Source organism: Curtobacterium sp. MCBA15_001 (assembly GCF_001864835.1).
In the GTDB taxonomy this organism is placed as follows: Bacteria; Actinomycetota; Actinomycetes; order Actinomycetales; family Microbacteriaceae; genus Curtobacterium.
In genome coordinates, this window is record NZ_MJGI01000023.1 from 1 (window position 1) to 10,953 (window position 10,953).

The following is a 10,953-nucleotide window of genomic DNA, read 5'->3' on the forward strand; positions in this document are numbered from 1 at the left end:
ACCGCGCCTCCCGTCCGACGCACCCACGTGCACTGCCCGCCCCCCAAGGCCGGTCAGGTCACGCGAGCGCGTCGCAGCTTCAGCCCCAGACCTGCTGCTCGATCGCCTTCAACAGCCCGTTGGTCGGGGCGTTCGTCTGCGTGATCCCGATGTAGGTGCCGCCCTTGATGAAGAAGGTCGACGTGGTGTCCCTCGGGCCGGTGCCCTCCGGCACCGCCGAAGCACAGCGGTGGCCGCCGTCCTGCGGCACACAGGCCCAGCCGTCGTCGGTCGTCGGTACCCACTCCGGGTCCGTTGTCCCGAACCCGATCGAGATGTTGCTGCCGTCGCCCTGCGGGTCCAGCCAGACGCAGAACATCCCCGGGACCGGGTCGTCGGTGTCCGTCCCCCAGGGGGACCCGGCCGGGTCCTGCAGCGGGAGGTCACCGAACAGGCGGTCGTACTCGGACGCCGGGACCACCGACCGGCAGTCGGTCGGGATCCGGCCGGCCGATGCCGTGGCGGACGGCGTCGGGGTGCTGGTCGGTTCGTTCACGACGGGCGCCGAGGACGGTGTCGGGGTCCCCGAGGGCTGGGCCGGCGCGGCGGACGGTGCCGGCGCAGGGGCTGCCGCGAAGGGCTGCGGGATCATGCCGAGTGCGACACCGCCGCTGGTGGCACCGAGCCCGAGGACCGCGATGACGCCGATGACGATCCCGGCGCGGCGTCCGCGGCGTCGGGGCTGTGGCCGGGGTTCGGCGGCGCGGGTGAGCACGGTCCGCTTCATCGTGACGAGCATCTGCTCGAGGTCGTCTCCGGTGGGAGGTTCAGTGTTCATCGTGCGTCACCGCCTTCTTGAGTCGCGCGCGGGACCGGGAGACCCGCTGGGTGACCGCACCGACGCTCAGTCCGAGCATCGCCGCGGCTTCGGCGTAGGAGTGCCCGTCGAGCAGGCAGAGTTCGCAGATCCGACGGTCGGTCGGGGGGAGTGCTGCGATCGCGTCACGGACCCAGCGGAGCCGTTCGCGGGCGTCGTCGGCGTCGGTGGGCGCGGCGAGTTCGGCGGGGAGCTCGTCGCCGGCGTTCTTCTGGATGCGCCGCGCCTGGTTGCGGGCGTGGTTGCGGCAGACGACCAGCAGCCACGGCAGCAGTGCACCGGTGGGCAGGTCGATCGTCCCGGCCTTCTGCCAGAGCGTCAGGAGGGTGTCCTGCACCAGCTCCTCGACGTCCTGCCGGCTGCCCGCCAGTGCCCAGGCGTACCGGGTCAGGGTCGGTGCGAACCGGTCGAACGCCGTCGCCAGCGCGCCCCTGTCGTCCAGTGCCATGCGCCGCACGAGTGCGGCGTCGTCGTCATCGGGTGTCACGGATTCCCCCTCTCACCCCAGAAGTGTCGGGCGAGGATGAGTCCTGACACACCGTGACCGATCTGTGACCAACGGGTGTCGTCGAGGGTCAGGTCCGGCCCCGGTTGCGCCGACGGATCTCCTTCGGCGCGCGACCGGCCTGGAAGGAGCGCGCGGGGTCGACGACGAAGCCCTGGCGCAGGGCCTCGCGGCCGATGAGCATCCGGAAACCCATCTGGTCGCGGTTGCTCAGCGTGACCTCGGCCAGCACCGTCGTGCCGGCGAGCTCGATCTCGGTCAGCACGACGATCCGCTCCTGGGTGTGCCCCGACGAACTCCGGACGACACGACGGTCGTGCACCGCGCACTCGACGGTCGTGGGGTCGGCGTCGGACTCCTGCCACGGGTGCACCGAGAACCGGACCCGGTCGCCCGGCAGTTCCTCGAGGTCGAACGCGTGCAGCGCCGACGTCCGTGCACCGGTGTCCAGCTTGACCTTGATCCACGGGATGTCGAGGCCGGGCAGCGCCGCCCACTCCCGCCATCCGGCGACGACCGGCGTGCGCGGGGGGCGCTTCGGACCGTCGGACATGTGCCCATCCTGGCAGGAGATGTGCCGATCCTGTCAGAGGACGGGCGCGCTGCCCCATCCGTCTGCCAGCATGGAGCGTCGCCGTCGCCACCCCTCGATCCGCGGAGCATCCCGATGAAACTCGCCATCCTGTCGCGCGCCCCGCAGGCGTACTCGACCGAGCGGCTCCGGACCGCCGCACTCGACCGCGGGCACGAGGTCAAGGTCCTCAACACCCTGCGCTTCGCCATCGACCTGACCGGGGACGCCCCCGACCTGCAGTACCGGGGCAAGCTCATCTCCGACTACGACGCGGTCCTGCCCCGGATCGGCAACTCGATCACGTACTACGGCACCGCCGTGGTGCGGCAGTTCGAGCAGATGGACGTCTACACGCCGAACACCGCCAACGGCATCACGAACTCGCGCGACAAGCTCCGCGCGAACCAGATCCTGTCCCGCCACGACATCGGCATGCCCGCGACCACGTTCGTCGCCGGCCGGGGTGACGTCCGCGGCGCGATCGAACGGGTCGGGGGAGCGCCCGTCGTGATCAAGCTGCTCGAGGGCACGCAGGGCATCGGCGTGATCCTGGCACCCGAGGCCAAGGTCGCCGAGTCGATCGTCGAGACGCTGCACTCCACCAAGCAGAACGTGCTCATCCAGAGCTTCATCTCGGAGAGCCGCGGCAAGGACATCCGCGCGCTCGTCGTCGGCGACCGAGTGGTGGCCGCGATGCGCCGCAGCGCCTCGGGCGACGAGTTCCGGTCGAACGTGCACCGGGGTGGGACGGTCGAGGCCGTGACCCTGACGCCCGAGTACGAAGAGGCAGCGGTCCGCTCGGCGCAGATCATGGGGCTGCGGGTGGCCGGCGTGGACATGCTCGAGGGCAACGACGGGCCGCTGGTGATGGAGGTCAACTCGTCGCCGGGGCTCGAGGGCATCGAGCGTGCCACCGGCCTGGACATCGCCGGCGCGGTCATCGACTTCATCGCGAACCAGGTCGCGTTCCCGGAGATCGACGTCCGCCAGCGTCTGTCGGTGTCGACCGGCTACGGCGTCGCCGAACTGCTCGTCCACACGAACGCGGACCTGGTCGGGAAGACCATCAAGGAGTCCGGGCTCTGGGACCGCGACATCACGGTGCTCACCCTGCACCGGGGCTCCAGCGTCATCCCGAACCCGCGCAGCGGTGTCGCGCTCGAACCGGGGGACCGGCTGCTGTGCTTCGGCAAGCTCGAGGAGATGCGCTCGATGATCCCGGAACGGCGCAAGCGTCGCGCCAAGCTCCGCAAGCTGCCGAAGGAGCACCTGCTCGAGGCGTGAAGCCGGCCCACGTCGTCAGCAGTCCGGGACCCGGATGTCCGCCTCGTTGCCGATGTCGATCAGGTTCACGGTCTCGCCGTCCAGGGCCAGGCCGAACGTCATCGGCCCGGCTGCGCCGTCCGTCTCCCAGAACGACCACTCCGCTGTCGCCCCCGGGTCCACGGGGTGGATGCCCGGGTACACCGAGCGGAGCTCGGTCAGGGTCGATCCCAGTGTCACTCCCTGTGCAGTGCGTGGGCTGTCGGGTCGCAGCACCGGGGCGTCGTCCGAGGGCGCCGTGGGCAGGAGGCGCACCGCGCGGATGACCCCGTCCACGTCGGCGCGGACCTCGACGGAGTCGGTCCCGTCGAGCTTCCACGTGCCGGAGATCATGGCGGGGCAGGGCTCGTGCTCGGACGCCACGCGGCCACCGTCGTGGAGCACGGCGGTCTCGGCGTCGAACTGGCCGCCGAGCGCGATCGGACCGAGTTCGTTGCCGGAGATCGTCCACGTCGACGGGTCGTCGAGCGCGAACGGCCGGCGGGTCGAGGTGGGCGTCAGGGCGGGCTCCGGGGTCTCCTGCACCGGTGCTGCCGCCGGGGTGCTCGGTGCGGCGGACGGGGTGCGGCTCGGCGCTGCGGTCGGCGCGGGTGCCGCGGCGAACGGCTGCGGGATCATCCCGAGCGCGACCCCACCGCCCGTGGCGCCGAGCCCGAGCACCGCGATCACGCCGATGACGATGCCGGCACGACGGCCACGGCGTCGACGCTGTGGACGTGCTTCGGCGGCGCGCGTGAGCACCGTCTGCTTCATCGCAACGAGCATCTGTGCGAGCTCGTCGCCGGAGGGAGGTTCAGTGTTCATCGTGCGTCACCGCCTTCGTGCGTCGTGCGCGGGACCGGTCGCCCCGCTGGGTGCGGCCGTCCGCGGAGCGCTCCGTCCGTCGTGCCTGGTCACGCGCGCGGTCGCGGCACACCACGAGCAACCACGGCAGCAGTGCGGACGTCGCCGGGTCGATCGTCGCGGCCTGCTGCCAGAGCGTCAGGAACGTGTCCTGCACGATCTCCTCGACGTCCTGACGACTGGCGGCCACGGCCCACGCAGAGCGGACCAGGGTCGGTGCGAACCGGTCGAACGCGTCGGCCAGCGCCGCGCGGTCCCCGTTCGCGAGCCGACGCAACAGTGCTGCGTCGGCTCCGGTGTCGTCATCCACGGATCCCCCTCCCACCCCAGAAGTGTCCGGCGACGCGCGATCCTGACACGCGGGGTGTGACCTCGGCGTGTCGCGCGGCCACGGCAGTGCAGGATCGAGGCGTGAACCAACTCCCCGAGGTCCTCCGGTCGCCGCTGCACGTCGCACCGATGGCGGGCGGCCCCTCGACCCCCGCGCTCGTGGTCGCCGCAGCCCGCTCCGCCCAGTTCGGCTTCCTGGCCGCCGGGTACCGCACCGCCGAGGAACTGGCGTCCGAGGTCGCCGAGGTCCGCACGGCGACGGACCGCTTCGGCGTCAACCTGTTCGTGCCGAACCCGGTGCCGATCAGCGACGTCGACTACGACCGGTACCGCGCGTCCCTCGGCGTCCCCGACCTGCCCGACAAGCGCGAGGACGACGACGCCTGGGCCGACAAGCTCGCACTGCTGCTCGAGGACCCGGTGCCGGTGGTGTCGTTCACGTTCGGGCTGCCGTCGGCGCAGACGGTCGCGGACCTGCGGAGCCGAGGCACGGTGACGGTGCAGTCCGTGACGAACCCGGTCGACGCTCGCGCCGCTGCCGAGCGGGGGGTCGACGTGCTCGTGGTCCAGGGCGAGGCTGCGGGCGGGCACTCGGCGGTCCTCGACCCCGAGCAGCCGCCCGTCTGGGCGCCGTTGCCGGACCTGGTGCGCGCCGTCACGGCGCAGGTGGACCTGCCCGTGGTCGCCGCGGGTGGCATCGGCAGCGCGGACGACGTCGAGGCCGCCCGGCTCGCGGGTGCCGGTGCGGTGATGATCGGCACGCTCGTGCTCCGGACGGACGAGGCCGGCACCGGCACGACCCACCGCGAGGCCCTCGTCGACCCGGTCTTCGACCGCACCGCCCTCACCCGTGCCTTCACCGGCCGCCCGGCACGCGCGCTGGTCAACCGCTTCGTCCGCGAGCACGAGGACGCACCGCTCGGCTACCCGGCGCTGCACCACCTGACGCGGCCGATCCGTACGGCGGCCGCCGTCGACGGCGATCCGCACGCGCTGCACCTGTGGGCCGGTCGGTCCTGGCGCGCCGCGTCGGACGGTCCGGTCGCGGACGTCCTGGAGGCCCTGCTCACGTAGCCGACGTCGCTCACCAGACCCGGGCCTCCCGACCGGGGCGGGCGTCCGGCGCCCGTTCTCCACAGGCTGACGGTGCTGTGCGCGCTGCGGCGCGCGCAGCACTACGCTCGGATGCGGCCCGCGTCGCAGTGTTGCGGAGGTCCGCGGACCGCATCGCACGTAGCGTTCAGGAGGACCCCAGTGACCGAAACCGCCCCCGTCGACCCCACGACCACCGAAGCCTGGAAGACCCTCGTCGGCATCGCCGACGGGTTCTCGCCGGACCTGCGCGGCTGGTTCGACAGCGATCCCGGCCGTGCCGAGCAGTACACCTTCCAGGCCGGTGACCTGACCGTCGACCTGTCGAAGGGCCTCGTCACCCCGGAGATCCTCGCCGCGCTGCTGCAGCTGGCCGAGGACACCGGCGTCGCCGCGCGGTACCAGGCGATGATCGCGGGCGAGCACGTCAACCCGACCGAGGACCGCGCCGTGCTGCACACCGCGCTCCGACGTCCCGCGGGCGCCACCCCGTCCCTCGTCGTCGACGGCCAGGACGTCGACGCCGACGTGCAGGCCACGCTGGAGAAGGTCTACGCGTTCGCTGACAAGGTCCGCTCGGGTGCGTGGAAGGGCGTCACCGGCAAGCGCATCGAGACCGTCGTGAACATCGGCATCGGTGGCTCGGACCTCGGCCCGGTCATGGTCTACGAAGCCCTCAAGCCCTACGTCCAGGCCGGCATCGAAGCCCGCTTCGTGTCGAACATCGACCCGTCGGACATCTACGAGAAGACCGCGGACCTCGACCCCGAGACCACGCTCTTCATCGTCGCGTCGAAGACCTTCGGCACGCTCGAGACCCTGACGAACGCCCGTCTGGCCCGCCAGTGGCTCTGGGAGCGGCTGTCGCTCACGGACGCGACCGACGACGCGAAGAACGACGCCGTCGCCAAGCACTTCGTCGCCGTGTCGACCGCGCTCGACAAGGTCGCCGCGTTCGGCATCGACCCCGAGAACGCGTTCGGGTTCTGGGACTGGGTGGGCGGTCGCTACTCGGTCGACTCGGCCATCGGCACCTCGGTGGTCATCGCGATCGGAAAGGACAACTGGCAGGACTTCCTCGCCGGGTTCCACACGATCGACGAGCACATGCGCACCACCCCGCTCGCGCAGAACGTCCCCGTCCTGATGGGTCTGCTCAACGTCTGGTACTCGAACTTCCTCGGTGCCCAGAGCCACGCCGTGCTGCCGTACACGCAGTACCTGCACCGCTTCGCCGCGTACCTGCAGCAGCTCACGATGGAGTCGAACGGCAAGCGCGTCCGCTGGGACGGCACCCCCGTCACGACGGACACCGGCGAGGTCTTCTGGGGTGAGCCCGGCACGAACGGTCAGCACGCGTTCTACCAGCTCATCCACCAGGGCACGCGCCTGATCCCGGCGGACTTCATCGCCGTCGCCAACCCGGCCCGTCCGCTCAAGGACGAGACCGGCGACGGCAAGGCGGTCGAGCCCGGCCAGGACGTCCACAACCTGTTCCTGGCGAACTTCTTCGCCCAGACCAAGGCGCTGGCGTTCGGCAAGACCGCTGACGAGGTCCGCGCAGAGGGCACCACCGACGAGGCCATCGTCGCGGCACGCACGTTCACGGGCAACAAGCCGTCGACGTCGATCCTGGCGCCGGCGCTGACCCCGAGCGTCGTCGGCCAGCTCATCGCGCTGTACGAGCACATCGTCTTCACCGAGGGCACCATCTGGGGCATCGACTCGTTCGACCAGTGGGGCGTGGAGCTCGGCAAGCAGCTCGCGCTGCAGATCGCACCCGCGGTCGACGGCAATGCGGACGCTCTCGCGACGCAGGACTCCTCGACGAAGGCGCTCATCGCGAAGTACCTCGAGCTGCGGAAGTAGCTCGCCCGCACTGCGTGCCGATGCCCCGTCGACCTCGGCCGGCGGGGCATCGTCCACATTGTTGCACATCCAGGATTTGTGTATCAGTGCTCGTGTGACTACCGTCACGGGGTGCCTCCCCCCAGAACTCTTCCTGTCCTCCGCCGCCGAGCGCTCTTCGGAGCGGGCTTTGCTGCGACAGCACTCGCGCTGCTCCCCGAAGCGCTGTCGTCGTCATCCGCATCGGCAGCCGTCGGCGGACCGCTGCCGACAGGTCCGTCACGCTCCCTCGTGTTCGGCGTCTCCGGTCATGACCCGCAGATCGACGGGCACGCCTACCCGGCCACGAGAGCCCGCGCCCAGTTGGAGCTCGCTGCGTCGATCGGCATGCAGAGCTACCGGGTCGACTGGCGGATCCCCACCGCCGACCCGAGCGTCGTCGACTGGTCGTGGTACGACGACATCGTCGAGGCCGCTGAGCACTGGTCGATGTCCCTCTTCGCCGTGCTCGCGCCGCCGGAGGGTCAGGCGATGCCGTGGTACCGCGATCGTGTCGCTGCGCTCGTCGACCGGTACGCCGGTCGGATCGCCACCTTCCAGCTGGAGAACGAGCGCGACAACGTGGCGATCCTCGGCCCGCAGCTCGACGGGTCGCAGGTCGAGCACTTCGATCGTGATCGGTACCGGGCGGTCCGGGACCGCATGGCTGCGATCAACGCCGGCGTCCGGGACGGCGACCCCACAGCGCGGACGGCGGTCACGATCGCGTGGAAGCACACCGGGTTCGTGCAGATGCTCAACGACGACGGTCTCGACCACGACGTCAACACCCTCAACTGGTACGGCGACGCGGACGACCTGCTCCAGGTCCTCGACGTCCTGCGGCAGTTCCCCCAGCGAGAACTCGCCCTCACCGAGCTGAACAGTTCGGGTGGTGCCCAGGGCGGGATCGCGCAGGCGGAGGAGCTGCAGACCGATCGCCTCCGGACGTTGCTCACGGCGATCGTCGCGCACGCGCCGGCGGAACTCCGGTCCGTGTACTTCTACGAGTTGCTCGACCAGCCGACCGCCGAGGACGCCGAAGCGCACTATGGACTGTTCCAGGTCCTCCCCGACGGCCGGTGGGGCCGGCGCAAGCCGGCCACGGACCTGATCGCCGAGTTCGCCGCGCGCCGGTGACGCCGGCCGCGCGCCCGGCGGCGCAGTTCGCGTTTGCCCAACCGGAGGCAGTCCGCACCGTGTGATCACACGGTGCGGACTGCTTCTGCTTGTGCAAACGGTGGAACGACGGTCAGCGCCGGATCGGGTCGAGGTTGAGCGAGGTGCCCTCGTACAGGTACTGCTGCTGGCCGTACACCCGCATGTCGTGGTTCAGCCAGATGACGGCCTCGACCGAGATGCCGAAGCGGGCGGCGACGTCCCCGATCTGGTCGTCGGGCGCGATCGTGTAGGACCGCGGCGCCCCGGCGGTCGTGGTGGCGGACACCGAGCCGGTCGCGCCCGGTCGTGCGCCGGCGTCGACCGGGTGCACGTTCGTCGTCCGCGCCGGCACCGACCACCGCACGGGGTCCACCGCGAGCACCTTGCCGTTGGCGATCTCCACCGGTAGGGACGGGTCGCTCGTCGCGTCCGAGTAGGTCACGATCGCGCCGAGCCACGACGGGTCGTACGACGAGTTCGTCAGCGGCGAAGCGGTCCCGGTGGGCGTGGTCGTCGGGCCGCCGAGCGTGGCGTTCCCGACGCCCTTGTACGTGATGCCGTCGCCGACCGACGGTGCCGTGTCGACCAGCATGACCCCGACGGGCACGGGCAGCGTCGAGGTGAACCCGGAGTAGTCGATCGTGTAGGACTCGCCCGAGGCGACGACCCGGTAGTGGAAGTGGATGCTGCCCTTCGGCGAGGCGACGTCGCCCTCGCTGAGCACGGTGCCGTCCGGGATCGTCGAGATGGTCGGCGCGGGCAGTGCGGCCTGGGACGGCTCGGCCGTCGGCGGACGGGGCGAGGCCGACTCGCGCAGGCGCTCCGCCTCGGCGTCGGGCCCGGCCGTCGCCGACGCGGACGGCGAGGCGGACGGGGTCGCGGACGCCGACCTGCTCGGTGCCGGCAGGTCTCCGGTGCCGCCACGCAGCAACGAACAGCCGGACAGCCCCACCGCTGCTGTGACGACCAGTCCGATCGCGATGCCTCTGCGCACAGTTCCCCCTCGGATCGGCAGCGTACCGGAGGATCCGTCAGGCCCACAGCGCCGCAATCGGACTGTGTCCGACGGCCCATCGCCGTCGCCCAGGCGGGGTCCGGGCGCACCGCGGAGCGTCGCACAGCGCATCTGGATCGCGCATCCAGGACGGATGCGGAAGTATGTGTCGGTGACGATCATGACGGAACGGCCGGTCGACCAGGCGACGAGCAGCGAACCCGAGCGCCCCGGCAACGCGACGGCCAAGCACGACAACGTCGCTCTGCTGTCGGTCGCGACGACCGTGGCCGAGCGCGTGACGACCTCTGCCGACATCGAGGAGAAGCTCCGCGGCGTCCTCCGCCGACTCCGCCTGCCGATGGGCCTGCTCGAGCGCGTGGCCGGGGTCAAGGAGCGTCGAAACTGGGGCGAGGGGCAGTCCTTCCAGGATGCCGCCATCGACGCCGGACGCCGGGCGATGGCCGAGGCGGGCATCCGCCCCGAGGACGTCGGCCTGCTCATCAACACCTCCGTCACCCGGCCGCACCTCGAGCCCAGTGTCGCCGTGCGGCTGCACCACGGCCTGGGACTGCCGTCGTCGGCGATCAACTTCGACATCGCGAACGCCTGCCTGGGGTTCGTCAACGCCATGAGCGTCGCCGCGGGCATGATCGACTCCGGCCAGATCAAGTACGCGCTCGTCGTCGACGGCGAGGACGCGGACCAGGTGCAGCTCAACACGATCGAGCGCCTGAACCAGGGCGGCCGGAACCGCAAGGACTTCATGAGCGAGTTCGCCAGCCTGACGCTCGGCTCCGGCGCGGCCGCAGCCGTGCTCGGCCCGGCGGACATGCACCCGGGCGGACACCGGATCGTCGGCGGCGTCACCCGCGCGGCGACGCAGTGGTACGACCTGTGCGTCGGCAGCGTGGACGGGATGTTCACCGACGCCAAGATGCTGCTCAAGGGCGGCATGGAGCTCGTCGTCGCCGCCTGGAACGAGGCCCGCTCGCACTTCGACTGGGCCGACATGGACCGCTACGTCCTGCACCAGGTCTCCGACGTGCACACCAACGCGTTCGTCGAGGCCATCGGGGTGCCGCGCGACAAGGTCCCCACCACGTACGAGCGGTTCGGCAACGTCGGCCCGGCGTCCATCCCGATCACCCTGGCCGACGAGGCCGCCAACGGGCGGATCCGTCCCGGCGACCGGGTGTTCCTGGGCGGCGTCGGCTCCGGCATCAACACGGCGATGATGGAACTCCGCTGGTGAGATCCGGGCTGCCCCGCGTGGCCGCGAGCACCGCTCCGGCCACGCAGCCCTCCGGCCTGCCCGGGCTCGACCCCGCATGGTCGCGTCTGGTCACCGTGCCCGCCTGGTCGGCTGGACGCACGGGACGCACGGG

At 71.2% G+C, this 10,953-nt stretch carries 11 protein-coding genes; 5 read left to right on the forward strand and 6 right to left on the reverse strand.

What is annotated here, in order from left to right; all coding sequences use genetic code 11:
• Nucleotides 1–79 precede the first annotated feature (79 nt).
• From BIU90_RS09415 to BIU90_RS09425, 3 genes are all read right to left on the reverse strand, one after another.
• The gene (locus tag BIU90_RS09415) at nt 80–817 is read right to left on the reverse strand and encodes a hypothetical protein (protein WP_139195207.1); all 738 of its coding nucleotides are present in this window, start codon (nt 815–817) and stop codon (nt 80–82) included.
• Nucleotides 807–1,343 (reverse strand): RNA polymerase sigma factor, encoded by a 537-nt coding sequence (locus BIU90_RS09420; RefSeq protein WP_071299990.1) that lies wholly within the window; start codon nt 1,341–1,343, stop codon nt 807–809. Before BIU90_RS09420 ends, BIU90_RS09415 begins: the two co-directional genes overlap by 11 nt.
• A gap of 88 nt (nt 1,344–1,431) precedes the next feature.
• On the reverse strand, nt 1,432–1,914 hold the full coding sequence (locus tag BIU90_RS09425; RefSeq protein WP_071299991.1) for a RimK/LysX family protein: 483 nt from the start codon (nt 1,912–1,914) through the stop codon (nt 1,432–1,434).
• Between the two features lie 114 nt (nt 1,915–2,028).
• Between BIU90_RS09425 and rimK the strand changes: the two genes are divergently transcribed.
• A complete protein-coding gene (gene rimK, locus BIU90_RS09430) occupies nt 2,029–3,219 on the forward strand; it encodes a 30S ribosomal protein S6--L-glutamate ligase (RefSeq protein ID WP_071299992.1) in 1,191 nt (396 codons plus the stop codon).
• Nucleotides 3,220–3,234: 15 nt separating this feature from the next.
• On the opposite strand, the gene BIU90_RS09435 is transcribed toward rimK, so the two are convergent.
• Nucleotides 3,235–4,062, reverse strand: a complete 828-nt coding sequence (locus BIU90_RS09435; protein WP_071299993.1) for a hypothetical protein — start codon at nt 4,060–4,062, stop codon at nt 3,235–3,237.
• Nucleotides 4,052–4,411 (reverse strand): RNA polymerase sigma factor, encoded by a 360-nt coding sequence (locus BIU90_RS09440; RefSeq protein WP_071299994.1) that lies wholly within the window; start codon nt 4,409–4,411, stop codon nt 4,052–4,054. The genes BIU90_RS09435 and BIU90_RS09440 overlap by 11 nt, the downstream gene beginning before the upstream one ends.
• 101 nt (nt 4,412–4,512) lie before the next feature.
• Between BIU90_RS09440 and BIU90_RS09445 the strand changes: the two genes are divergently transcribed.
• The 3 genes from BIU90_RS09445 (at nt 4,513) to BIU90_RS09455 (ending at nt 8,550) form a co-directional block, all read left to right on the forward strand.
• Entirely contained in the window at nt 4,513–5,505 is a 993-nt protein-coding gene (locus BIU90_RS09445) for a nitronate monooxygenase (RefSeq protein WP_254786994.1), read from the forward strand.
• Nucleotides 5,506–5,685: 180 nt separating this feature from the next.
• Entirely contained in the window at nt 5,686–7,392 is a 1,707-nt protein-coding gene (pgi, locus tag BIU90_RS09450; RefSeq protein WP_071299995.1) for a glucose-6-phosphate isomerase, read from the forward strand.
• A 270-nt stretch (nt 7,393–7,662) separates the two neighbouring features.
• On the forward strand, nt 7,663–8,550 hold the full coding sequence (locus BIU90_RS09455) for a hypothetical protein (RefSeq protein WP_071299996.1): 888 nt from the start codon (nt 7,663–7,665) through the stop codon (nt 8,548–8,550).
• Between the two features lie 112 nt (nt 8,551–8,662).
• Here BIU90_RS09455 and BIU90_RS09460 read toward each other — a convergent pair whose 3' ends face one another.
• Nucleotides 8,663–9,565, reverse strand: coding sequence for a LysM domain-containing protein (locus BIU90_RS09460; RefSeq protein ID WP_139195208.1), 903 nt, complete (start codon nt 9,563–9,565; stop codon nt 8,663–8,665).
• 181 nt (nt 9,566–9,746) lie between these two features.
• Here BIU90_RS09460 and BIU90_RS09465 point away from each other — a divergent pair, with 181 nt between their 5' ends.
• Complete coding sequence (locus BIU90_RS09465) at nt 9,747–10,820, forward strand: 3-oxoacyl-ACP synthase III (RefSeq protein ID WP_071300324.1); 1,074 nt, start codon at nt 9,747–9,749, stop codon at nt 10,818–10,820.
• Nucleotides 10,821–10,953 lie beyond the last annotated feature (133 nt).